Annotated in this window: 22 protein-coding genes; 16 read left to right on the plus strand and 6 right to left on the minus strand. The window is 55.3% G+C overall.

Features of this window, described 5'->3' with window-relative positions; genetic code table 11:
* Nucleotides 1-2 precede the first annotated feature (2 nt).
* Nucleotides 3-1,475: a PAS domain S-box protein gene (locus ABK821_RS05130; RefSeq protein WP_343178731.1), complete on the minus strand. Its 1,473-nt coding sequence runs from the start codon at nucleotides 1,473-1,475 to the stop codon at nucleotides 3-5.
* Between the two features lie 261 nt (nucleotides 1,476-1,736).
* Nucleotides 1,737-2,279, minus strand: a complete 543-nt coding sequence (locus ABK821_RS05135; protein ID WP_138362309.1) for an RNA polymerase sigma factor — start codon at nucleotides 2,277-2,279, stop codon at nucleotides 1,737-1,739.
* Nucleotides 2,280-2,538: 259 nt separating this feature from the next.
* Here ABK821_RS05135 and sctW point away from each other — a divergent pair, with 259 nt between their 5' ends.
* From sctW to ABK821_RS05195, 12 genes are all read left to right on the plus strand, one after another.
* A complete protein-coding gene (gene sctW, locus ABK821_RS05140) occupies nucleotides 2,539-3,726 on the plus strand; it encodes a type III secretion system gatekeeper subunit SctW (RefSeq protein ID WP_343178730.1) in 1,188 nt (395 codons plus the stop codon).
* Nucleotides 3,727-5,859: a type III secretion system export apparatus subunit SctV gene (sctV, locus tag ABK821_RS05145; protein WP_308562923.1), complete on the plus strand. Its 2,133-nt coding sequence runs from the start codon at nucleotides 3,727-3,729 to the stop codon at nucleotides 5,857-5,859.
* Nucleotides 5,838-6,764, plus strand: a complete 927-nt coding sequence (sctD, locus tag ABK821_RS05150; protein ID WP_308562926.1) for a type III secretion system inner membrane ring subunit SctD — start codon at nucleotides 5,838-5,840, stop codon at nucleotides 6,762-6,764. The genes sctV and sctD overlap by 22 nt, the downstream gene beginning before the upstream one ends.
* Nucleotides 6,764-8,125: a type III secretion system ATPase SctN gene (sctN, locus tag ABK821_RS05155; RefSeq protein ID WP_395033833.1), complete on the plus strand. Its 1,362-nt coding sequence runs from the start codon at nucleotides 6,764-6,766 to the stop codon at nucleotides 8,123-8,125. The genes sctD and sctN overlap by 1 nt, the downstream gene beginning before the upstream one ends.
* A complete protein-coding gene (locus ABK821_RS05160) occupies nucleotides 8,112-8,561 on the plus strand; it encodes a type III secretion system protein (protein WP_343178729.1) in 450 nt (149 codons plus the stop codon). The genes sctN and ABK821_RS05160 overlap by 14 nt, the downstream gene beginning before the upstream one ends.
* Nucleotides 8,558-9,040: a type III secretion system HrpP C-terminal domain-containing protein gene (locus ABK821_RS05165; RefSeq protein WP_138362314.1), complete on the plus strand. Its 483-nt coding sequence runs from the start codon at nucleotides 8,558-8,560 to the stop codon at nucleotides 9,038-9,040. The genes ABK821_RS05160 and ABK821_RS05165 overlap by 4 nt, the downstream gene beginning before the upstream one ends.
* Nucleotides 9,037-10,053, plus strand: coding sequence for a FliM/FliN family flagellar motor switch protein (locus tag ABK821_RS05170; protein WP_138362315.1), 1,017 nt, complete (start codon nucleotides 9,037-9,039; stop codon nucleotides 10,051-10,053). The genes ABK821_RS05165 and ABK821_RS05170 overlap by 4 nt, the downstream gene beginning before the upstream one ends.
* Complete coding sequence (gene sctR / locus ABK821_RS05175; RefSeq protein ID WP_308562934.1) at nucleotides 10,050-10,703, plus strand: type III secretion system export apparatus subunit SctR; 654 nt, start codon at nucleotides 10,050-10,052, stop codon at nucleotides 10,701-10,703. Before ABK821_RS05170 ends, sctR begins: the two co-directional genes overlap by 4 nt.
* Before the next feature lie 7 nt (nucleotides 10,704-10,710).
* Nucleotides 10,711-10,971 (plus strand): type III secretion system export apparatus subunit SctS, encoded by a 261-nt coding sequence (gene sctS, locus ABK821_RS05180; protein ID WP_138362317.1) that lies wholly within the window; start codon nucleotides 10,711-10,713, stop codon nucleotides 10,969-10,971.
* Between the two features lies 1 nt (nucleotide 10,972).
* On the plus strand, nucleotides 10,973-11,770 hold the full coding sequence (gene sctT, locus ABK821_RS05185) for a type III secretion system export apparatus subunit SctT (RefSeq protein WP_138362318.1): 798 nt from the start codon (nucleotides 10,973-10,975) through the stop codon (nucleotides 11,768-11,770).
* Nucleotides 11,771-11,772: 2 nt separating this feature from the next.
* Nucleotides 11,773-12,855 (plus strand): type III secretion system export apparatus subunit SctU, encoded by a 1,083-nt coding sequence (sctU, locus tag ABK821_RS05190; protein ID WP_138362319.1) that lies wholly within the window; start codon nucleotides 11,773-11,775, stop codon nucleotides 12,853-12,855.
* A 64-nt stretch (nucleotides 12,856-12,919) separates the two neighbouring features.
* Nucleotides 12,920-13,342: a GNAT family N-acetyltransferase gene (locus ABK821_RS05195; protein WP_308562942.1), complete on the plus strand. Its 423-nt coding sequence runs from the start codon at nucleotides 12,920-12,922 to the stop codon at nucleotides 13,340-13,342.
* A 198-nt stretch (nucleotides 13,343-13,540) separates the two neighbouring features.
* Here the strand turns inward: ABK821_RS05195 and yjjJ are convergent, their stop codons facing one another.
* Nucleotides 13,541-14,845, minus strand: coding sequence for a type II toxin-antitoxin system HipA family toxin YjjJ (gene yjjJ / locus ABK821_RS05200; protein ID WP_308562945.1), 1,305 nt, complete (start codon nucleotides 14,843-14,845; stop codon nucleotides 13,541-13,543).
* Between the two features lie 293 nt (nucleotides 14,846-15,138).
* Here yjjJ and ABK821_RS05205 point away from each other — a divergent pair, with 293 nt between their 5' ends.
* Nucleotides 15,139-15,807, plus strand: coding sequence for an epoxyqueuosine reductase QueH (locus ABK821_RS05205; protein WP_138362322.1), 669 nt, complete (start codon nucleotides 15,139-15,141; stop codon nucleotides 15,805-15,807).
* Nucleotides 15,808-15,883: 76 nt separating this feature from the next.
* Here the strand turns inward: ABK821_RS05205 and ABK821_RS05210 are convergent, their stop codons facing one another.
* The 3 genes from ABK821_RS05210 to ABK821_RS05220 all read right to left on the minus strand — a co-directional run bounded on the left by ABK821_RS05210 (nucleotide 15,884) and on the right by ABK821_RS05220 (nucleotide 19,283).
* Nucleotides 15,884-16,849, minus strand: a complete 966-nt coding sequence (locus ABK821_RS05210) for an ornithine cyclodeaminase family protein (RefSeq protein WP_142501962.1) — start codon at nucleotides 16,847-16,849, stop codon at nucleotides 15,884-15,886.
* 37 nt (nucleotides 16,850-16,886) lie between these two features.
* Complete coding sequence (locus tag ABK821_RS05215; protein WP_142501963.1) at nucleotides 16,887-18,404, minus strand: amino acid ABC transporter permease/ATP-binding protein; 1,518 nt, start codon at nucleotides 18,402-18,404, stop codon at nucleotides 16,887-16,889.
* An 87-nt stretch (nucleotides 18,405-18,491) separates the two neighbouring features.
* Nucleotides 18,492-19,283: an ABC transporter substrate-binding protein gene (locus ABK821_RS05220; RefSeq protein WP_138362325.1), complete on the minus strand. Its 792-nt coding sequence runs from the start codon at nucleotides 19,281-19,283 to the stop codon at nucleotides 18,492-18,494.
* Between the two features lie 389 nt (nucleotides 19,284-19,672).
* Between ABK821_RS05220 and ABK821_RS05225 the strand changes: the two genes are divergently transcribed.
* From ABK821_RS05225 to ABK821_RS05235, 3 genes are read left to right on the plus strand one after another with little or no spacing between them, the layout of a single operon-like run.
* On the plus strand, nucleotides 19,673-21,013 hold the full coding sequence (locus tag ABK821_RS05225; RefSeq protein ID WP_142501965.1) for an alanine racemase: 1,341 nt from the start codon (nucleotides 19,673-19,675) through the stop codon (nucleotides 21,011-21,013).
* 16 nt (nucleotides 21,014-21,029) lie between these two features.
* Nucleotides 21,030-21,824 (plus strand): Asp/Glu racemase, encoded by a 795-nt coding sequence (locus tag ABK821_RS05230; RefSeq protein ID WP_171034916.1) that lies wholly within the window; start codon nucleotides 21,030-21,032, stop codon nucleotides 21,822-21,824.
* The gene (locus ABK821_RS05235) at nucleotides 21,817-22,950 is read left to right on the plus strand and encodes a M20 family metallopeptidase (RefSeq protein ID WP_343178728.1); all 1,134 of its coding nucleotides are present in this window, start codon (nucleotides 21,817-21,819) and stop codon (nucleotides 22,948-22,950) included. The genes ABK821_RS05230 and ABK821_RS05235 overlap by 8 nt, the downstream gene beginning before the upstream one ends.
* Nucleotides 22,951-22,981: the final 31 nt, after the last annotated feature.

The raw sequence follows: 22,981 nt of genomic DNA on the forward strand, positions 1-22,981 counted from the left end.
GTTTATTTATTCTCCTCAATATTTTCCAATGGAATGGTTAGTGACACACAGGTGCCAATAGTCGGTTTACTTTCTATTTCTACGCTCCCGCCCAGCATGCGACCGCGCTCGCGCATCCCCATCAGACCAAACGCATTGTCGCTACGCTGTCGACTATCAAAACCCTTGCCATTGTCTTTCACACTTAGTACCACCACCCCAGGACGACGCTGAAGAGTGATGATGACCTCCGTGGCATCAGCATGTCGTGTGACATTGGTTAATGATTCCTGCACGACACGAAACGCCGCCGTGGACTGTTCATCATCCAGAAGAATCTCATTCACAGGCGTTATCAGCTGGCAGCAACAATCGGGATGACGGCTGGTAAACTCATCGCGCAGCCATTCCAGCGCGGTACTCAGCCCCATATCCAGTACATTGGGGCGCAGGCGGGTCGCGACATTACGTACCACCTGTATGGTTTTGTCAGCCAGACTCATCAGGTTCAGGACGCGTTCATGCAATAGCGGGTTATCCTTGCTAAATTGCAATCGCAACAATGAAATGCCCATCCGCAGAGACGTCAGATGCTGCCCCAGTTCATCATGCACCTCACGCGCAATTCGCTTTCTCTCTGCTTCGCGTGACGCCTCCCGTTGACGCGCCAGCAGCCGCAAGCGCATATGGGAATCTTCCAGTTTTTTTTCCGCATACCGAATGGCGGTAATATCACGGCCTATTGTCAGTACCGAAACCAGCGCGCCATAGCGGTCAAACTCCGGCACACAACGGAGATGGTGAATAATGATTCCCTGTGAAGAGAGATTGTCCGACTCGACCAGTTCGCCTTCAGCCTCACGCAGATGGGCAATCACCTCACTTACCCGTTGCTCCACGTAACTCACACAGGTCAGATTCCCCAGCAAATCCCGCAACCGTCGTCCACGCAATTGTTCCGCAGAGACGTTCAGGTGGCGTAAGGCAGCCTGGTTCGCATACAGACACTGCAGTCGGATATTAAAACGCACCACAACATCCGGAGAATTTCCTGCTAACGCCTGAAATTCCTGTTCACGGGCGTAAGCAAGCTGTTCCAGAGACTGGCGTTCTCTCAGATCTCTGACCACACACATACTGTAGTTTTCCCCTTTATAGACAAACGGGTTTGAGCTGACATCAACCGGGATCATCAGGCCATACTTACTTTTATGTTGCGTTTCAAACGATGAAGAACCGCTCAGTTTTTCCTTGATAAGGCGGTTCCAGTGCGCATTGATATTTTCCTTGCTCCAGTCGGGATCGATATCCGACACGCACATGGTGAGAAATTCTTCGTTACTGTAGTCCAACATGCGGCAAGCCTCATTGTTGACATAAAAGAAACGCGTCTCGTAGTCGATCAGATAGACAGCATCTTTCATGTTACTCAAGGCAAATTCGACCAGCCGTAGCGGTTCGCTATCGGCGGCATTCTGTGGACTGGAAAAATGCATTTCTTCTCCTCGGTAAACATCCTTTGCTTGCCTGATACCAACCATCCTCTGTTCTGACCTATTCCCGGAAATAAAAATCAGGCCGACTATCCCCTCTTCCCACAGTAAGAAAAAAAGTAGTCCTCCATGGTTTTTATTACATAACAATGTATTAGAATTTTTAAAACAAAATAATTTCCTGAATGTTCCTCAGTGGCATCTCTGCCGACGCCCCAACCTGCTCCGGGGCGCCGCAATTTACAGACATTGCGTCGTGGAGCGCTAAAACACCGACTGTTTTAACGCTCCACGGGCCCGAGACAAACGCGAGCGCACCGTACCGATGGGAATGTTCAAATGCAGCGCAATGGCCTGATAGCTGCCATCCTGCTCTATCAAAATACGCAACAGATGGCGCGTCTCTTCTGGCAGGGAGGCAATAGAACTCAGCGTCGACGTCAACAAACGCTGATGTTCAATAATATGGCTGGGGTCGTCGCCGGTCAGCGCGATATCCTCCTCCAGTTCATCGCAGCGAGGCCGGCCAGATTGCAGGCGAAAATGATTACGAACCAGATTCAGGGCAATGCCGAATACCCAGGTTTCTGGGCGCGAAGCGCCGGAAAACTTGTCACGATTACGCAACACTTCAACCCAGGTCATCTGCTCCAGATCTTCTGCATCCTCCCGGTTACTGACACGCTTGCGGATAAAATGGTGTAACCGACGCCCATGCTCACGGAAAATGCGTTCCCAATCGACATTGCGGTGTATTGCTTCCGGCATTGCGGAAGATGCGGTGGTCTGCAACTGCGTTATTGTCATGATTCCCTCTTTGCTCAACACATAAATGCCCCATCGGCATTCAGGCGTATAGCAAAGGAGGTGCCAGCCAGTTACAATAAGTTAACTAATTGATAAATAATTAGTTATTTTATTTTTTCATTAATGTCAGCGCAAATTATTGCCAGACGAAACACGCGAATTTGCAATAAGCTGCAAAGCGTTCCCCGCCGCTGGCGGGGTAAAGCAAATCATCAGGGAACCATTGCGCTTACCACGCCACACAGTGACAACAGCGCGTATGAATAAAGGTTCTTCGACGATGAAAATTACCCCGGTTATACCCTCAATTCCGTCCTCGCATTTGTCCGGCACGCCCGCTGACGAAGAGACATTGCCGCCGCTCAGCCTGACGCCCGCTGCTGTCGGCGCCGCCTCCAGACATATGCCCGCTTCACCGCTTGAAGACTCAATGGAAGAAGTTTCTATGACTTTTGCCGAGCAGGTGGAACGCAAGAGTAAATCGCTCAACCAGCGCCGGGTGACCGCCCAGCCAGATCATCACGCACAGCAGCAGGTCGAGCGTATTGAAAAACTCAATGAGCTGCTGCAACTGCTGGAGCACCCCCAGCATGCGCGACTGGAAACACAAACCCGGCAGATGCAAACGCTGCTGCTCAATAACGCGTCTCCACATCTGGCCGACCTGCTCCATGCCGCCGGGGACGATCCAGCACGCTGCGATGTGCTGCTGCGCCATACTCTGCAGCATGCGCAACAGACACAGGACAGCGCGCTGGCCGGCAACGCGCTGAGCAGCCTTGAGCGGCTACATCAGGCCAAGGGCGCGGAAGTACATGCCGGGCTGAATACTGCCAGCGCGATCGCCAGTTTCAGTACCGATCCCGGACAGAAGCAGGCAATGCGCCAGCTTTATTACCGGACTATTGTGCATCTGCAATCGGGCAACGCCATGCTGGACGCTATGCTGGGCCAGTTTGGTAGTGCGCATATTACCCAGGGGTTACGCACGCTGCAGCGCGCGCTGGCCGATGATATCGCCGCACGCAATTCATCTATTCCCAGGCGCGCCCTGCAAACGATTCGCAACAGCCTGCAGGATGCTGGCAACATTAGTCAGACTCTGAGCGCCAGCAAACAACTGCTTGAACGGCTGTCTGGCAAACTGCCGACCGTTAATATCAGCGCACTGGATCTGACCCGCCGCCTGTTGAACCTGAGCGGTAACGGCACCTATTTACGCGATCTGCAAAATCTCGCCCACGATACCGCCGGTTCTGAGCCCCAGCATCAGGTGCTGTTTCTCAGCGGGCTGGTGCCGCTGGTTTATCACCTGCCGCAGGGATTGTGGCGCGATGACAAAACCAAGAATCGGCAGATGGCCCTGAACCTGCTGCGTTCCATTATCGGCGACTATTCCGGACAGGAACCGCGTGCCTCGCTGACACCACCACGGACCGCCCGATAAATGGCTGCGCTGTTCTCCTGGCTGAATCGTATCGCCCTCAGCGCCATGCAGCGCTCGGAGGTGGTAGGGGCCGTCATCGTAATGTCGATCGTCTTTATGATGATCATTCCGCTGCCCACCGGGCTGATCGATGTGTTGATTGCGCTCAATATCTGTATTTCATCGTTATTGATCGTACTGGCGATGTATTTGCCGAAACCGTTGGCCTTTTCAACCTTTCCGTCGGTGCTGCTGCTGACTACCATGTTCCGACTGGCGCTGTCGATCTCCACCACCCGACAGATTCTGCTACAACAGGATGCCGGACATATCGTTGAGGCCTTCGGCAACTTTGTCGTCGGCGGTAATCTGGCCGTCGGGCTGGTCATCTTTTTGATCCTCACCGTGGTCAACTTCCTGGTAATCACCAAAGGTTCGGAACGTGTGGCTGAAGTGGCCGCCCGCTTCACCCTCGACGCCATGCCGGGCAAGCAGATGTCAATCGACAGCGATCTGCGAGCCGGCCTGATCGAAACCCATCAGGCGCGACAACGGCGGGAAAATCTGGCTAAGGAGAGCCAGTTGTTCGGCGCAATGGACGGGGCGATGAAGTTCGTGAAGGGGGATGCCATCGCCGGGCTGGTAATCGTCTTTATCAATATGATCGGTGGTTTCGCCATCGGCGTTCTGCAACATGACATGGAGGCCAGCGCCGCCATGCATATTTATTCGGTGCTAACCATCGGCGATGGCCTGATCGCGCAGATCCCGGCGCTGCTGATCTCGTTAACGGCCGGCATGATCATCACTCGTGTCTCCGCCGACGGCCAGCAGGTGGATGCCAACATTGGCCGCGAAATCGCCGAACAGCTCACCAGCCAGCCCAAAGCATGGATCATATCCGCCGTCGGTATGGTGGGATTCGCTCTGCTGCCCGGTATGCCGACAGCGGTGTTTATCATCATCAGCGTTATCACACTTGGTAGCGGCCTTCTTCAGCTCTGGCGCGTTAAAAAGCAGGGCCAGTTGCAGGACAGTGAACGACAAGCGGAACAACTGCCGCCGGAACAGAATGGCTATCAGGATCTGCGTCGTTTCAACCCGACCCGCGCCTACCTGCTGCAATTCAGCCTTGCGCATCAAAACAGCGACGCAGCCGCCTCGCTGATCCAGCATATCCGTCGCTTGCGCAACCGTCTGGTCTATCACTTCGGCTTTACCCTACCGTCATTCGATATTGAATACTCGCCTGCGCTCGCCAGCGATGAATTCCGCTTCTGCGTCTACGAAATCCCACAGGTCACCGCCACGTTTGGCGTCGACTATCTGGCGGTAAGGAAAAGCAGCCTTGGCGACCATGACATTGAACCTCCTGTTCTGCCGGGTCCGGCAGAGCGTGATGAAACGCACTGGTGCTGGCTGCCACCCCAACACCCTTTGCTGCAACAGCCGGAACTGGCGAGCTGGAGCCCGGAACAGCTAATCGTGCTACGTATGGAGCAGGCAATCCACCGAAGCGGCGCACAGTTTATTGGCCTGCAGGAAAGCAAATCAATCCTCAACTGGCTGGAAAGCGAACAGCCAGAACTGGCGCAGGAACTGCAGCGCATCATGCCGCTGTCGCGCTTTGCCGCCGTGCTGCAGCGGCTGGCCTCCGAACGCATTCCGCTGCGTTCGGTGCGCAGCATCGCTGAAACGCTGATCGAGTACGGTCAGCACGAACGAGACAGCTCCGCACTGGCCGACTTTGTACGCATCACGCTGAAGGATCATATCTGTCATCAGTATCAGCAGCCGGACGGACTCCATGTCTGGCTGCTGACGCCGGAAAGTGAAGAGCTGCTGCGCGACTCATTGCGCCAGGCGCAGAGCGAAACGTTCTTTGCGCTGACTCAGGAGTACGGCATCAATCTTCTGACGCAGATGCGCCAGGCCTTTCCCCCCTTTGCCGATGCAAAAGCGGTGATCCTGGTGGCGCAGGATTTACGCAGTCCGTTGCGTAGCTTACTGAAAGACGAATTCCACGCCGTACCGGTACTCTCCTTTGCCGAGTTGAACAGCAATGTCGCCATTAACGTACTGGGGCGGCTGGATCTCCAGCAATATCAGCCCGAACCGCAGGAAATTGACTCATGTACGAATTACGCGTTTTGACCGGGCTGCATCGCGGTGCGGCGCTGCCCTTGAGCGGACAACAATGGTGCATTGGCGCCGCGCAGGATGCCGATCTGGCGCTTTACGATCCCGGTGTGAAAGATCGCCATTGTCAGCTAAGTAAGACCGAACAAGGCTGGCAGGCGCTCGCGCTGGAAGGGACGCTGAACGACAACGAAGGACAGCACTGCGAAGCGCTCGACTTGCAGCCCGGAACACCGTTTGCTCTGGGTCATATCTGGCTGTGCATTGTCAGCGCCTCAATGCCGTGGCCAGGCGAACAGGAGGCCGACGTGGAACATGTTGAGGCTGAAGAGAAGGCTCTGCCGACACCAGCGATCGGTGAACCGCTGGAAGTCACCCCGTCAGTCGTGATGGGCAAACGTCGCCTGCCGGGCTGGGCTAAGGTGCTCTATCTGCTGCTCGGCCTGCTGCTGACCATGATGCTCGGCAGTTGGCTGTTGCAGGACAGTATTGCCTCTCCTTCAGCGCCGCTGCCGCCAGAAAAACCACGCCTGGCCAGCGAGGCCAACGCGCGCCAGGTTATCGCCTCCATGCTGAGCGACCGGGGTCTGGGAAAAAGCGTGACGCTGTCCGTCGGCAACAACAGCCTGACCCTCTCCGGGAAACTCGACAACGATGACAGCCAGCGGCTGGATCGCATGTTGCGCACGCTTTATCAGCGCTTTAACGTCACCCTGCAAATCCATAACCGTACCAGCACCGTCAGCAATCGGTTGCCATTCAATATTGTGCAGATCAGCACCGGCCCACGCGCCAATATCGTCACCGCCGACGGACAACGAATTTTTATCGGCGATGAAGTGGATCGGCTAAGGCTGGTGGCGATCAACCATGACAGCATCGAGTTCGCCGGACGTGAAAACATCAAGGTGAAATGGTAATGGATACTTTGCAACAGCGTATGCACCACTGGGCGCAGCGGCAACAACGCCATCTGGAACGCTATTCGCCGGTGACAATCTATGGCCGGGTGACCGGCATCAGCGGTATTCTGATCGCGTGCGCATTGCCCGGCGCTCGCATCGGGGATTTATGCCGCATTATGCGCAGTGACGGCGACGACGGCGTACTGGCGGAGATTGTAGGGTTTAGCCCGGAAAAAATCCTGCTGTCGGCGCTGGGTGCGCTGGATGGCATTTCGCAAGGCGCGCTAATCATACCGCTGTATTTACCGCACTGTATTTGCATCAGCGAGCGATTACTGGGGAGTGTGCTTGATGGTTTTGGCCGCGCACTGGAACCGGGTGGCCACAGCGCATTTGCCGAACCTGGCAGTGAGCATCAGGCGGTGCCGGTGCTCAATGACGCCCCGGCCCCCACCGAGCGGCCGCGTATAGATACTCCCTTACCCACCGGCCTACGGGCGATTGACGGCCTGCTCACCATCGGCAACGGACAACGTGTCGGCGTGTTTGCCGGCGCTGGCTGCGGCAAAACGACGCTGCTGGCGGAGCTGGCGCGTAACACCCCTTGCGATGTCATTGTGTTTGGCCTGATTGGTGAACGTGGTCGTGAACTGCGCGAGTTTCTCGATCATGAACTGGACGATAAGCTGCGCAGCCGGACGGTGCTACTGTGTGCCACTTCCGATCGCAGCAGCATGGAGCGCGCCCGCGCCGCTTTTACCGCCACCGCCATCGCCGAAGCGTTTCGCGCAGACGGTAAAAAGGTGTTGCTGATCGTCGATTCCCTGACCCGTTTCGCCCGCGCCCAGCGTGAGATCGGTCTGGCGCTGGGAGAACCGCCGGGGCGCGGAGGCCTGCCGCCCTCAGTCTATACCCTGCTGCCCCGGCTGGTTGAACGCGCGGGGCAAACCCAGCAGGGCGCAATCACCGCACTGTACTCGGTGCTGATCGAACAGGATTCGATGAACGATCCGGTCGCCGACGAAGTGCGCTCACTGATCGATGGCCATATCGTGCTCAGCCGCCGACTGGCCGAACGCAATCACTACCCCGCCATCGATATTCTCGCCAGTCTTAGCCGCACCATGAGCAACGTCGTCGAACGCGCGCACATTATGCAGGCCGGAAAATTACGCAGCCTGATGGCGGCGTATCAGCAGGTAGAAATGCTGATTCGGCTGGGAGAATACCAGCCTGGCAACGATCCGCTGACCGACGCCGCAGTCAACGCCAACAATTTGATTAACCAGTTCCTGCGCCAGCCAATGCGCGCGCCCGATTCTTTTGAACATATCCAATATCAACTCGCGGAGGTTAGCAGCCATGCCCCTGAATGACAGTGAATTCGAACGGCAGCCCGACCCGCATCGGCAGACGCTGCAACAAACGCTAACCACGCTACTGCCGATCCGCCGTCAGCGCCTGAATCGCGCGCAGCGCCAGTTGCGTCACCAGCAAACACAGTTGGAGGAAACCCTTCAGCATATGAGCGCCCAGCAACAACGGCTGTTGCAGCAGCAACAGCACTATCAGCAACAGTGCGCCGCTTTCCAATACCGGCATCAACAACTGGAGACGCTGAACCGCCTCCTTGCCAGTGAACAGGCGGCTTTACAGGCCGTGGAACAGCAACAACAACAGTGTCAGCAGGCCCGGCAACTGCACCAGGCCGCCACGGAGCAACTGGAGCAGGCGGCCAGCGCGGCGCGAGAACAGCAAAAGGCGCTGGAAAAACTGGAATATTTGTCCGGGCACTTACAGGGGGCCCTATGAACGCCGCAGGATCTGCCACCAACCGGCCGCCGGTTTCCCCGCGTCAGCCCGACGCGGAGCCGCAGCCTCATAGCAAGCCCCCCTCAACGCCGCCGCAGCGGCGGTGGGATGCGCGCGAAAATGCGCCGGATGTGCTGGGCGCACTGTTTTTTGCCGTCGGCGGCGTATTTATCCCCGACGAAGAACCGCTCCAGCAATCCCCGCCCTCCCCCGACTGGCAACCATTGCAGCAGGAATTATGCCGTCGCGCCGCAGACAGCGCGGGGGAGACATGCGCTTTTACGTTTCTGTTGCCGGAATCCGGCGAAGTGGATGTCACCCTGGCGACGCGTCAGCCGACTGGCTGGGAGGTCTCGCTACGCTTTTCCCCTGCCGCCTACCGTCGCTGGCAACGGCAGGCCAGCCTGTGCCAGCGACTGTTACGCCAGGCACTCGATGGCCCGGTGCACCTGTCAATTGAGCAAGAGGTCGCAGTATGAGCAGTACGCTACCGTTACGTCTGCGTACTCTCAGCCGGGATCAGGCGCAAACGCAAAATCAACTGGCGGCCGGTTACCATTATCCGTTTACCCTGGGCGATACGTCCGGCGAACTGTGGTTGCTGCCGTGTACGCCGCAGCCAACGCAGGAAATCAGCCACTGGCGCTGCGAGCTGGGCGACTTCTCGCTGTCGGCGGCCACACCGCTACTGAATCTGCTGTCGCTCAGCCCCTGCCCGCCGCCAGCCAACGTCCTGGATACGGATAGCTGGCAGTGGTCGCTATTTAATCAGTACATTAGTCCGGAGCTGGCCCGCCTGTTTGGCGAACTGCGCCCTGGCACGCCCCCTGCCGCCGCCGATGCGGTCGCCCGTTTACACCTGACGCTGGGCGATCGCCACGCCGACGCCCGGTTATATCTTGATCATGCGCAACTGCGACGCTGGCTATGCCAGTCCGGCTGGCGTACCGCCGTTGCTCCGCTGCCCGCCACGCTGGCGATCGCCCGGCCTTTACGGCTGGCGCGCATCACGTTACTGCCGACGCAACTGGCAGCCCTGGCCATTGGCGATCTGCTGATCCCACCACTGTACGACTTCACCCCCGATGGCCAGGGTAGCCTGCTCCTCGCTGGCCTGCGTCTGAGCGGCGTCTTGCAATCCTGTCGCCATTTTTTGATCAACGCTCTGGAGACTACCCCGTTGAATACCGCTGCTGAAGAGCCATTACCCTACAATATGCCGATGGAACAGACCGCTGTCGAAACCGGCGTTGCGCTGACCGCGTTGCCCCTGACGCTGGAAATCCGCTGCGGCCGGACACTGCTCACGCTCGGCGAACTACAACAGTTGCAGGTGGGCAGCGTGTTGACGCTTGATAACGTCACCCCCGGCGAGGCCGGTCTGTACCACGGCGATATGCCAGTCGCCCACGGCGAGCTGGTAGAGGTCGAAGGTCGGCTGGGTCTGCAACTCACACGGCTGCTGCTGACGTCGGCCCAGGAGGCGTCATGAGTCCCGATCGTTTCGATCCGATGACCTTCGCCCTGTTCCTCGGGGCATTGTCATTGATCCCGATGCTGATGATCGTCTGCACCTGCTTTTTGAAAATTTCTATGGTGCTGTTAATCACCCGCAACGCCATCGGCGTACAGCAGGTTCCGCCAAATATGGCGCTCTACGGTATCGCGCTGGCGGTAACGCTGTTTGTGATGGCTCCCGTGTTTAACCAGATGCAACAGCAGTTTCAACAGCAGCAGCCCGATCTGTCCAGCATTGATAGCCTGAAGAGCAGCATCAGTAACGGCATTGCGCCGCTACAAACGTTTATGACCCGCAACACCGACCCGGACATTCTGGTTCACCTGCAGGAAAACAGCGTGCGTATGTGGCCCAGGGAAATGTCGGACAGCGTCAGCAAAGATAACCTGCTGCTGGTGATCCCGGCCTTTGTGCTATCAGAGCTGCAGGGTGGCTTCAAGATCGGTTTTTTAATCTATATCCCGTTTATCGTTATCGATCTGATCGTCTCCAACGTCCTGCTGGCGCTGGGTATGCAGATGGTGGCGCCGATGACGCTGTCATTGCCGCTGAAGATGCTGCTGTTTGTACTGGTGAGCGGCTGGACCCGGCTGCTCGATGGCTTATTTTACAGTTACCTGTGAGGCGAGAATGGACATACTGAACCTGTTCAGGCAGGCGATGATGCTGGTGGTGCTGCTTTCCGCGCCGCCGTTGCTGGTCGCGGTAATCGTTGGCGTGCTGGTGTCGTTACTGCAGGCGGTGATGCAGTTGCAGGATCAAACCCTGCCCTTTGCCATCAAACTGGTAGCGGTCGGCATCGCCCTGGCGCTCAGCGGTCGCTGGATAGGTATTGAGCTTATCGAACTGACCCAACAAGCCTTTACCCTGATCCAGCAGACCCGGGCCTGATATGATTAACGACAACATCCATTCCCTGTATCAGTTTTTGTTCGCCCTGACACTGGGCGCTGCGCGTATCTACCCGTGTCTGATTCTGGTGCCGGTGTTTTCATTCAATATCCTCAAAGGCATGCTGCGTACCGGAGTCGTTCTGGCGCTGGCGCTCGTACCCGCCCTCGGCCTGCAAGCGCAATTTACGCAACACATGCCCGATTGGCCGCAGCTCACCGGCCTGATCCTCAAAGAAGTCATCATCGGCATCTTGCTGGGACTGGTGCTGGCGATGCCATTCTGGCTGTATCAGTCAGTCGGGGCGTTATTTGACAACCAGCGAGGCGCGCTGATTGGCGGGCAGCTCAACCCGGCTCTTGGCGTCGATGTCACCCCTCTCGGTCTGCTGCTGCAACAAACATTGATTCTGCTGTTAGTACTCGGCATTGGCCTGAGCGGCATTATGCAAATTCTGTGGGACAGTTACCGCATCTGGCCAGTGTTGCAGTGGCTACCGTTGCCGCACCAGCAAGGGTTCCGGCAGTATTTGACGCTGCTGGCGGATACCTTCACCCATATCATTATTTACGCAGGTCCACTGGTCGCTCTGCTGCTGTTGCTGGATTTCAGTATTGCTATTCTCAGCCTCTACAGCCCGCAGTTGCAGGTATTTGTATTATCAGTGCCAGCCAAGTGTCTCGCCGGACTGGCTTTTTTCCTTATTTATCTGCCGACTCTGAACGCGCTGGGCGAAGATCGCCTGCTACAGCTACGCGACCTCAGCAAACTGCTGCCGCTGATATTGGGAGGAAGGTAACCGTGGCGGAGAAAACCGAAAAACCCAGCGCCAAAAAACTGCAGGACGCACGGCGCAAAGGCCAGGTCAGCCAGAGCCAGGACGTTCCCAAGCTACTGATTTGTGCCGGGATAGTGGAGACAGTGCTGGCGCTGGACGATACCGGTATGCAGAAACTTCAGGCGCTGATGCGGCTGCCGCTGGCGCGTATCAATCTGCCATTCGAACTGGCGTTAAGCGAAGTGGTCAGTAGCGCACTGGTGATGGTGGTCTCATTCTGCGGCCTCACCGTGGCGCTGGCGATCCTGTTGCGTATTGTTGGCGGCTGGGTCCAGTACGGCCCGTTATTTGCCACGGAAGCCCTAAAGCTGGATTTCAACCGCTTAAACCCGCTTCCCCAGTTCCAGCAGATGTTTTCCGCCAGAAAACTCAGCGAACTACTCAACAACGTGCTGAAAGCCCTGGCCATCAGCATCATTTTTTATCTGGTACTGACGCCGGATCTCGACTCCCTCGCCCGGCTGGCGTATGGCGATCTGGACAGTTTCTGGCCCGCAGTGGAACTGCTGCTGACCCATATATCCCGCCAGACGCTGCTGACATTGCTGGTGCTGACGTTGCTGGATTTCGGGCTGCAAAAATACTTTTTCCTCAAGCAGCAACGAATGAGTCACCAGGATATTCGTGACGAACACAAACAATCCGAAGGCGACCCTCATATGAAAGGTCACCGAAAAGCGATGGCGCATGAGCTGCTCAACAAACCGGCCGTACCGGTACAGAAAAAGCCGCTGGAAGAGGCCGATCTGCTGCTGGTCAATCCGACGCACTATGCGGTGGCGCTGTTTTATCGCCCGGAGCTAACGCCGTTACCGCGGATTATTTGCAAAGGACAAGATAGCGAGGCACGGGAGCTAATTGCCCGAGCACAGCGGGCCAACATTCCGGTGATCCGTTTTATCTGGCTAGCCCGCACGCTGTACCGTTCTCAGGAAGGGCAGTTGATCCCCCGTCACACTCTCCAGGCGGTCGCGCAGGTTTACCGGGTATTGCGCCAGCTGGAAGGGCAGCCAGTCGATGAGATGATCGAACTGGAAGCGGAGTAGCGGGAACCTTTGGTAGCCAGATAACCACCTATAAATAATTACACCAGCACAGGGAGAACAAGAGATGAACATGATATTGACTGCGTCGCCGCATCCGGACGATGTCAACCATATCCGCCAGCAATTAACGGCGTTTAACCAGACGCATGTCGATCTTGATGCCATTAAAACATTGGCAGTGTTTATTCATGATGAACGCGGGCATAAAACAGCCGGACTTCTGGCCATCACCTGGGGTAACTGGATGCAGATCCAGTTTCTCTGGGTGAACGAATCCCTGCGCGGCACCGGTCTCGGCGCGAGGATGTTGCAGGCCGCCGAAGCGGAAGCCCGCAGCCGAGGGTGCCACAGCGCCCTCGTCGATACTTTCAGCTTTCAGGCCCGGGGCTTTTATGAAAGGCAGGGCTACCTGCTGCAAATGACCCTGGAACAGATGCCCTATCACCATCGGCAACATTATTTGGTTAAGGCTCTCATCCCTGAATAATTCAAAGCGATCTCTTTATCCGGTTGCGGGTGCATCAGTCTGGTACTGTCACCCGGAATAAACAGTTCTCTCTCTCCGACGCGTCCTTCATATTCGAGCCGGGTTAGCGGACTGGCGCTGTAGCATAGCGCTATAATGAAAACATCGCGCGTTTCGTCAATACGGCTCTCCCTGGACCTGCTTCGCAATGACAGCGCATTATCCCAGACGCGCTATACGCGATCGGGCCTCGTCAAGGTGGTTACGTAACGCCGCAAGGCATGGGTCAAAATGGGTGGAAAAGCGACGGCAACCACTGGCTAAAGCAAAAAAGTCTTCCGCCAGCGCCAGCGCTTCCTGCCAGATTTCCTCGCCGATCGTCTCAAGGAGTGTCGCTGGCCGAAGCACATTCACTATTTCGCCGCCGGACTTAGGGGCAAACCCCATTGGCAGAATGTCATAAGCTGGCGCAAGGTGGTATGGACGACCATGACTACTGATAAACGACAGATTACCGTGGTGCATATCGGTATTGCCGATCAGCATCCCAAACGCCCACAGCCGCGCCGTGCCGCTGGCGGCATCAGGATGAACATGCCCCTGTCTGATCAGTTCATTAACCAGAATGGGCCACGGGGCCCTGGCCCGACCGACAAACTCCGCCTCCAGCGCCCGTAGAGAAAAAAGACCTATCCGGCCTAGCGGGCCTACGCGGTCGAATCGGGGGATCTCAAGGAAACGCTGCCCGGCAAAATCAAACACCTCGGTCTCGACGCCAAGTACCTTTAATGCAAGATGTTCAGCCTGTAACAGATCGCGCCAACGTTCACTGACAGGGTTATCATCCAGTGCCGTAAATTTCACCAGCACATGGCCACGTTCGGTATAAGTACAAAATTTGGGTTGCTCACCGCCAGCAGAGGAACCCGGCACTGCCCCGGCGCTGACTGCTAACGCTAGCGCGGGGAATGTTGTCGCGCGATCCACGGCAGTGGGCAACGGCATCTCCAGGAATTGGTTTCGTGCCTGTTCCCCTATTAAGAGATTCCCCACCGCGTCATGACCGTGTGCTAACAACGCCCGGATAACATCAGTGTCTGTCCAGTCTTCGGGATCAGGAGACAGGCCAAGCCTGGTTGAATATGTTGATGCGTAGGCGCGCCCCAGATATCCCTGTGGTCGCATGTCAAATAACCACCATGGCAGCCCGTCACTATGGAGGCACACGTCATCCGTCTGCTCAATGACAAAACCGTCTGGATGAACGGGGATAAGTTTACCCAGTGGTTTTACTTTCCCCTCTTCGGTTATGCGGTAAATGGGGGCGGAATGAAACCCGCGAAAAGTATCGCGCAAAGCATATTGAATAGATGGCCCAGAGCCAATCCTGACAACCTCATCACCAAGCGCCTTTAAAGCTCTGGAAATGGTTGGCTGACTAATATCCATTATATCAATAAGTTGTCTTACTGTTGTTGGCCCATGACGTAGCGTCTGGCGTATCGTGTCAAACCGGTTTTTCATAGGGTGAATCACTTAATGAATAGATAGATGAATAGCTTTATGAATAGATAATCTATCAGTTTTTTGCTCACCCGTCATCCTGGCGAGAGGCTCTTCTCCGTGACCGCGCCAGAATGTGCCTCGCGGTTACGGCACGTTGCTCTGCCGCATCAGTCAGATTAACAGCGCCGGTAGCCAGTAAGTAAAAACTGACGATTTATATCCTGACAAGGAGTGATGATTTTTGATTTTTCAATATCGGACGTTTTCAATGCTATAATTTCCGCAAATAGCACTATTCCTGAAAAAGACAGATGACTTTCACCGAATTTAAACGACCCAAACTTGAACTCCCTGACGGCGCAGATAAATTACTGCTGCACTCCTGCTGTGCGCCCTGCTCCGGTGAAGTAATGGAAGCCATACAGGCATCGGGTATCAATTACACGATTTTTTTCTACAATCCGAATATTCATCCACAAAAAGAGTATCTCATCCGCAAAGAGGAAAATATTCGTTTCGCGGAAAAACATGGCGTGCCGTTTGTCGATGCCGATTATGACACGGACAACTGGTTTGAGCGTGCAAAAGGCATGGAATGGGAGCCTGAGCGCGGTATTCGCTGCACAATGTGCTTCGATATGCGCTTCGAGCGAACGGCTCTGTATGCGGCTGAGCATGGCTTCAGCGTAATAAGCAGCTCACTGGGTATTTCCCGCTGGAAAAATATGCAGCAGATTAATGATTGCGGCCAGCGCGCAGCCGCATCTTACCCCGGCATCGTTTACTGGGACTATAACTGGCGTAAACAGGGCGGTTCTGCGCGCATGATTGAAATTAGTAAACGGGAACAATTTTACCAACAGGAATACTGTGGTTGCGTATACTCATTACGCGATACGAACATGCATCGAAAATCAAAGGGAAGACCGCTCATTAAGATCGGTAAGCTTTTTTACGGCAAAGAAGACAGCAAAGATTAAGCGGCAGGGGCTCACGCCCCCACAGCTTACACCAGCCGATCTGACGCCATATGCGCGCCAGCCTGCCTGGGCGCTATCATTTACCTGTTCGTTCCATGGCAAGCAAGGCAATAGCCGTATCCTGAACCCCGAGTCCCGTCAGATCGGCGATGGTGATATCCTCTGCGCTTACCCGTCCTTGCTGACGCCCGGTAATGACATCGCCAAGCTCAACGACCGTATAATCTTCCGTTACCACGCCCGCGCGCAGCGCCATGTGTAATTCCGAGAGTGCGCGGCACTGCCGGGCGCTGTCGGCAACATAGCGGGTCGCGCGCAGCAGAACGTCGGGATGGAGCTCTGATTTACCCGGCGCATCAGCGCCCATAGCGGTGATATGCTGGCCCGGGCTTAACCATTCCGCGCGAATAATGGGCGTCCGGGCCGGTGTTGCGGTCACAATAATGTCTGCACCATACACGGCCTGTTCAGGAGCGCTGACCGGCTGTACATCAATGTGTAGCTGTTGTGACATTTTCTGGCAAAAGGCTGTCGTTTGCTGCAGGTCCGGAGACCATACCCGCGCGTTGTCGATAGGCCGTACGGCCAGCAATGCCGCGAGCTGTAATCCGGCCTGCCGGCCCGCGCCAATAATTGCCGCACGGCGACTCTCTGGCCGTGAAAGCGTTCGCGCCGCCACCGCGCCAGCCGCCTGTGTCCGTAAGGCTGTCAGATACCCATTATCCAGCAGTATGGCATCGACAAATCCCGTCTCACTGCGGCATACCAGCATCAAGCCGCTGCTGTTCGGCAAACCAGACAAATGATTGTCGTGCCATGTACTGGCCAGCTTTACCACAAAGTAAGCTGAACCAGCCACATAGGCTGATTTGACGCAGGTCTGCCCATGAAACGCATCGACGTTAATTTGCATAACCGGCGGCATAACCACAGCGCTGGCGCCGGAAAGCGACGCAAACGCGTGCGCAATCGCGTCGATAGCGCTGTCATCAAAGCTGACGGCATCGATAATCTGTTGGGTGGGAATCACCGTAGGTTGCATAACTTTTTTCTCCGGTCGCGGAATTTAACGGATAAAACTACTCAGCCGACTGACGCAGAAAGCCCGTAATTCGCGGATTGGTGTTATTGAACAGCGTTTCAGGCGGCGCATCGGCGACAATGCTGCCCTCCTCCATAAAAATAATCCGGTCAGAGATTCGGCGAGCAAAACGCATTTCGTGCGTGACGATGATCATTGTCATCCCTTCTCCCGCCAGCTCTTCAATGGTGCGAAGCACCTCGTTAACCATCTCAGGATCGAGCGCTGAAGTTGGCTCATCAAACAGCATGACCCGGGGTTCCATGACGACCGCCCGGGCAATGGCCACCCGCTGCTGTTGTCCACCTGAAAGCTGATGGGGATATTTATGCGCGTGCTGCTGCATCCCGACTTTTTGCAATGCCTTCATTGCCCGCGCCTTTGCCTGTTTACCGCTGGCTTTACCGTGATAGCTCAGGGCAAGGGTGACGTTTTTCAGTACGCTCATATGGGGAAACAGGTTAAAACTCTGGAATACCATGCCGATATCCGTAATTCTTTTCTCAAAATCCGGCGCCAGACGATAATGGTTATTATGTGCGCCAATCCATTCCCGGTTATCAAAAAGAATGACGCCATCATCAATATCCTGTAGTGCATTAATAGTACGAATTAAGGTTGTTTTACCTGAACCGGACGGGCCAATAATTGACAGCACCTCCCCCTGACGAATACGAAAGCTCACCGCTTTTAATACCGTCTTCCCGGTAAAGCTTTTACTTATTTTTTCAATCGCGATGACCACCGGATTTTTATCCGAAGGCGGCTGGCGAGTTCGCCCAGAAATAGCGGGGAGGCTGTCTCCATCGGCCACGCTATGCTCGCTGGAAACGGAACGGATTCTGGTCACATCCAGCCAGCGTTCCAGTTGATTAACTAAGAGCGTAAAAACACTGACAATCATGACATAGAAAACCGCCACCACGATCAGGGTATCGATGACTTTAAAATTCTGGGTATAAAGTCGTTGTCCCACGAGCAGAATTTCATTCAGGGAAATAACTGACACCAGAGATGTTAATTTTACAATGGTAATAAACTCATTGGATAAACTGGGTAAAGCGATGCGAAATGCCTGCGGCACCACGATCAGGCGAAGACGCCCCCAAAAGCTGAAACCCAGCGCCTTACCTGCTTCATGCTGACCGCGCGGCACGCCGAGTAAGCCTCCGCGATGGATCTCGGCAATATAGGCAGACTCACTGGCAATAAGCGCCACCAGCCCGGCAATAAAGGGATTAGATAAAAAGCTGTTTGTCGAGGGAAATAACTGCGGCAAGTTATAAACAAAAATAAGTAACACCAGCAGCGGCAAACTGCGAAATAACCAGATATATCCAACCGCCGTATGGCGCAGATAACCTTTAGACGATTCTTTGCACAGGGCTATCCCTAGCCCTAAAACCAGGCCCGTCACCCAGGTCAGAACAGAGAGCACCACAACCGTGACGCTGGCCTTCCAGAAATCGGCATCAGCAAACAAATTAATTACATAATGCCAGTCAAAATCAGTCATTACCTTTTCTCATACCAGTGAGTGGGAAAATAAGTGCATGCCATGCCCGGTTTCGCATACACTTTTTAATGCAGAAACCACCAGAGGTTATTCGCCAGTCGCTATCCGGAATTGTTCCGGCGTTGGGCTTACAAGGTTATATTTATTCAGCAGAGACTGATACACGCCGTTATTTTTAATAATGGTAAAGGCCGACTCCAGTTCCTTCTTAATTTCCGGATGATTTTTCGCCACACCGATCCCGAGCACCACCGGAAATAAAACCTCTTTCGAACTGATCGCCAGTTTTCCTTGCGTTTTATCGACCGCCACCTTCAGCACGGCCACATCATCAGCCTGAGCGTCTACATTACCGGATATCACTGCCTGACTGGCCTCAGCGGATGTTGGATACTCTCTTATATCAATCGTTTTCCCGGCATCGGCGCAGACTTTATTAAGGGTAGAAATGTAAGCCGCACCTTTAATAATCCCGACTCGTTTACCGCACAGTTCAAGCGGTTGCTGCGGTTTAAACGCGCTGGTGCTTTTCACCAGAAAACCGAGCCCGGCATTGGCATAAGGGATAAAATCAATGACCTTTGCCCGCTCTGGTTTGATAAACATTGATGAGGCAATCACGTCAAATTTACCGGCGTTGAGGCCGAGGATCAGGTTTTCGAAACGCGTATCATTAAACTGCAGCTTAAATTTACCGGCAGTCGCCAGCGCCTGCATAAATTCGGCATCAAATCCCGCCGGTTTTTTATTGGCATCATAGTAAATATAGGGCGGTGAAGTGATATCGCTGCCAACCCTTAATGTATGTTCATCCTGAGCCTGAGCGATGCAACCGATAAATAACAGAGAAGTTACTGCACTTTTCAAAAACGTCTTCATTGCTGCGTTACCTCATTTTTGTTCTGCATTTTGCTTACTCTCCCGCTAAGGACAGCCAACAGTTCAGAGATTAATGACGGCGCTCCTTGCGATGCGTGATGAGGCCGATATACCTGAACGCCCCTCTCCCCTCTTCCTTCCACACTTACTATTGATGACTGTTTAGCCGGAAACAAACCATAAATTCTCGCAAACACGTTAATAAATCTAACATGTTTTTGTTATACTTATTTAAAAAACAATAAAATCAATGAATTAATAAAAATCACAATTTCTGGTGTTAAAAAAACTAATAATTCACATAGAAAAAGCTGCTGGAAGAGAAAGGCGGAGGCTCATTACACTTTGCCCGCACAGAGCCACATATTCAGTGGTCAAAGGAGCCAGTCATGAAACCTTTTCCCGACCCGATGGCATGCGATCGGCAGCAACTCGCGAAAAATCTCGCGGCACTGGGGGACGAATCCCCGGGCCTTATCCACAAAGGCGTCCCGGTGGATCACCAGGGCAACTTTGCCGAGATTGGCAATCGGGGCTATGCGCTGGGCGATCCTCGCCTGCCGCTTCCCGTCGCCTTTTTACGCGATGCCGTGATGCAGCAAAATCGTCGCTGGATGACGGAATATCTTGCAAAAAGCGGTGTCAGCCTTGCGCCTCATGGCAAAACGACCCTCGCACCAGAACTGTTTCACATGCAGCTGGAAGACGGCGTCTGGGGAATTACCGCCGCCACCGCCCAACAGGTCGCCTTCTTCGCCCGACTGGGATTAAGACGAGTTATTCTGGCCAATCAACTGGTAGGGAACGGCAATATCCATACCCTCCTCAACACGCTGCATCGTTATCCGACGCTACAGCTCTGGCTGATTGCCGATAGCCGACAAAATATCGATCAGCTCGTCCAGGCGGCAACGGAGTATGGCCAGCCGGTGACTTTCCGCGTGCTGGTCGAAATGGGTGTACAGGAGGGGCGTACCGGCGTACGGACGCTGGCGGACGCGATGACGCTGGCCCGCTATATCCGCCAGCAGCCGCATATGCAACTGGCAGGGATTGAGGGATATGAAGGTATTGTCGGCGGAGCGGACCAAAAGGCCCGCGAAGACGCCGTGCGACAAATGGTTGCGGCGATGAGTGAATGCGCCCGGCGCTGCGACGACGAAGCGTTATGGGAAAGTGATGAGATCCTGCTCACCGCCGGTGGAACCGAGTTTTTTGATTTATGCAGCCCGTTGCAACAGTTTAGCGGCCGCCTTCCTCACCGGGTGGTTATCCGTTCAGGCTGCTATATCACCAGCGACAGCATCGCCTATAAACGTGCATTTCAGCGTATTACGCAACGTACCCCGCTGACCCGGGAGATCGACGCCCCGCCTCCGGAGGGGGCGCTGGAAGTCTGGGCCGCGCTGCAGTCCATGCCTGAACCTGGTCTGGGCTTCGCCACGCTTGGTAAACGGGACATCTCCCATGACTGGGAGCTGCCCGTGCCCTGCTTGTGGTACAGACCCGGCGTTATGGCGCGCCCGCAACCGCTGCCTGCGGGCCACACGGTAACAAAATTAAACGATCAGCACGCCTACCTTCATCTGCCGGAAAACACGCCGCTGCAGATAGGCGATCTTATCGGATTTGGTATTTCTCACGCCTGCACCACCTTCGACAAATGGCGTTGCCTGCTCAGGGTTGATGAGCAGTATCGCGTCACCGGTGCGGTGAGAACATTTTTCTGAGATCAGGAACGCAGTCATGATAACGCAGACATCTTCGGTTATCCCCGTTGTCCACCCGACCACCGCTGGTCTGGAAGAACCTTACGGGCACACGGCCAGAATTGGCCTTATTGTACTCTCCACCGATCCTGTGATTGAGCGGGATTTTCATCACATGGTGCCAGACGACAGCCTGGGCGTCTTTTCCACGCGTATTTATCTGGAAACGCCGAACAGCGACAAAACCTTTCTGGCGCTGAAAGAGGAACTGGCCCCGGCGGCGGCATTATTGTTGCCGGATTCCCGGCTGGACGCGGTTGTTTTTGGCTGTACCTCCGCATCCACGCTCATTGGCCCGGAGACGATCCAGGCGAATATTCAGCAGGGACGTCCGGGCGTGGCGGTGACCAACCCGGCGACCGCCGCGCTGGCGGCGTTGCGCTATTTTAACGCCCGCCGCATTGCCCTCGTCACCCCCTATACGCCGCAGATGACGGAAAATGTGATGGCATTTTTGCAACAGGAAGGCATCACATTCAGCTCTGTCCGCGTCGCGGGTTACGATACCGATCACGCTATCGGCAGTATTCCGGCCGATTTTTTTGTTGATGCGGTGCTGGCTTCTGACCTGTCCGACGTCGACGCCATCTTTATTTCCTGCACCGGCACCAAAGCGCTCAACGTTATTGAGCGGATTGAAGAAAAAACCGGCTTACCGGTCGTGGTCAGTAACCAGGCGGCATTCTGGCATGCGCTGAAACTGTCCGGCTGGCGACAAAACATTCCGGGTTACGGACGGTTACTGAACTCCCTGGGGGACGAAAATGAGTGAAACTCTCGCACTGACGCAGGCATTAATTGCCCAGAATACCATCGATCCGCCAGGTAATGAGCGGCTGGCGGCAATGGTTATCGCCCAGACATTGCGTAAAGAAGGTATTGAGCCGCTGGTCTATGAGATCGCCCCCGGACGGACGAATCTGGTGGCGCGCATCAAAGGCAGCGGAGAAGGCCCCGCCCTCGCTTTTTCCGCGCATTTTGACACGATCGGCGTTGAGCCAGAAAAGTGGCAGGTGGATCCCTTTGCCGGAGAGGTTCGTGAGGGTCGCTTGTACGGACGCGGCGCGACAGATATGAAAGGGGGGATGGCGGCGATGACCGTTGCCGCAATTAATCTTGTACGGTCGGGTACGCCCCTGAAGGGCGACCTGTTGTTGACTTTTTCCGCCGCCGAAAATTCAAACTGTCTGGGCGCGCGTCGACTGCTTGAAGACGGACACTTTGACGGTGTCGGCGCTCTGCTGGTTTCGGAGCCAACCGGTAATCGCGCGTTTGTCGCAGAGAAAGGCGCCCTCTGGCTACGCGCCACCGCCAGCGGTGAATATGGCCATAACGCATTTTCAGAAAGCCGTAAAGGCGATCGCGGCAACGCTATCGTACGGCTTGCCCGATATCTGGACAAAGCCCACGACCTGCAACTGGATGCCCCAGCGCATCGCCACATTCGTCCTCCGACAATCAATATCGGCATGATCCGCGGCGGACTTTCGTTCCCACTGATCCCGGATACCGCCTCTGCCGACATTGACGTCAGGCTGGTTCCGGGCCAGAGCGCTGAGTCGGTAATGGACGCGTTTCAGGCCATCGCCGGGCCGCACATTACGCTTGAACTGCTGGATCTCAAATTGCCGGTGGATACGCCTGACGACCACCCCTTTGTCACACACTGCCTCAACGCCTGCCAGGCCGAAGGCGTGGACGATCCGGGGCCTGCTGGGGTTGCCTATTATTCAGATGCCGCAATTATCGCACCGCCTCTAAATCTGCCTATGGTCATTATCGGCCCGGGCGAAGTGGGAATGAGCGGCGCGATAGATGAGTATGTCCAGGTGGCGAAACTTGAGTGCGCGACGCGAATTTTCGAGCGCGTCGCCCGGTCATATCTGGGGGCCGAATAAACGCGACGGTGGCTCCGCCGCTGGAGCCGCC

The sequence above is a fragment of the Klebsiella sp. KE9456 genome (assembly GCF_043832615.1).
Taxonomy (GTDB): Bacteria; Pseudomonadota; Gammaproteobacteria; order Enterobacterales; family Enterobacteriaceae; genus Klebsiella; species Klebsiella indica.

Bases quoted from the DNA above. Each gene is read 5' to 3' on its own strand.
- ABK821_RS05130 (WP_343178731.1), bottom strand. From the start codon at position 1,475: ATGCATTTTTCCAGTCCACAGAATGCCGCCGATAGCGAACCGCTACGG.
- ABK821_RS05135 (WP_138362309.1), bottom strand. From the start codon at position 2,279: ATGACAATAACGCAGTTGCAGACCACCGCATCTTCCGCAATGCCGGAA.
- sctW (WP_343178730.1), top strand. From the start codon at position 2,539: ATGAATAAAGGTTCTTCGACGATGAAAATTACCCCGGTTATACCCTCA.
- sctV (WP_308562923.1), top strand. From the start codon at position 3,727: ATGGCTGCGCTGTTCTCCTGGCTGAATCGTATCGCCCTCAGCGCCATG.
- sctD (WP_308562926.1), top strand. From the start codon at position 5,838: ATGTACGAATTACGCGTTTTGACCGGGCTGCATCGCGGTGCGGCGCTG.
- sctN (WP_395033833.1), top strand. From the start codon at position 6,764: ATGGATACTTTGCAACAGCGTATGCACCACTGGGCGCAGCGGCAACAA.
- ABK821_RS05160 (WP_343178729.1), top strand. From the start codon at position 8,112: ATGCCCCTGAATGACAGTGAATTCGAACGGCAGCCCGACCCGCATCGG.
- ABK821_RS05165 (WP_138362314.1), top strand. From the start codon at position 8,558: ATGAACGCCGCAGGATCTGCCACCAACCGGCCGCCGGTTTCCCCGCGT.
- ABK821_RS05170 (WP_138362315.1), top strand. From the start codon at position 9,037: ATGAGCAGTACGCTACCGTTACGTCTGCGTACTCTCAGCCGGGATCAG.
- sctR (WP_308562934.1), top strand. From the start codon at position 10,050: ATGAGTCCCGATCGTTTCGATCCGATGACCTTCGCCCTGTTCCTCGGG.
- sctS (WP_138362317.1), top strand. From the start codon at position 10,711: ATGGACATACTGAACCTGTTCAGGCAGGCGATGATGCTGGTGGTGCTG.
- sctT (WP_138362318.1), top strand. From the start codon at position 10,973: ATGATTAACGACAACATCCATTCCCTGTATCAGTTTTTGTTCGCCCTG.
- ABK821_RS05195 (WP_308562942.1), top strand. From the start codon at position 12,920: ATGAACATGATATTGACTGCGTCGCCGCATCCGGACGATGTCAACCAT.
- yjjJ (WP_308562945.1), bottom strand. From the start codon at position 14,845: ATGAAAAACCGGTTTGACACGATACGCCAGACGCTACGTCATGGGCCA.
- ABK821_RS05205 (WP_138362322.1), top strand. From the start codon at position 15,139: ATGACTTTCACCGAATTTAAACGACCCAAACTTGAACTCCCTGACGGC.
- ABK821_RS05210 (WP_142501962.1), bottom strand. From the start codon at position 16,849: ATGCAACCTACGGTGATTCCCACCCAACAGATTATCGATGCCGTCAGC.
- ABK821_RS05215 (WP_142501963.1), bottom strand. From the start codon at position 18,404: ATGACTGATTTTGACTGGCATTATGTAATTAATTTGTTTGCTGATGCC.
- ABK821_RS05220 (WP_138362325.1), bottom strand. From the start codon at position 19,283: ATGAAGACGTTTTTGAAAAGTGCAGTAACTTCTCTGTTATTTATCGGT.
- ABK821_RS05225 (WP_142501965.1), top strand. From the start codon at position 19,673: ATGAAACCTTTTCCCGACCCGATGGCATGCGATCGGCAGCAACTCGCG.
- ABK821_RS05230 (WP_171034916.1), top strand. From the start codon at position 21,030: ATGATAACGCAGACATCTTCGGTTATCCCCGTTGTCCACCCGACCACC.
- ABK821_RS05235 (WP_343178728.1), top strand. From the start codon at position 21,817: ATGAGTGAAACTCTCGCACTGACGCAGGCATTAATTGCCCAGAATACC.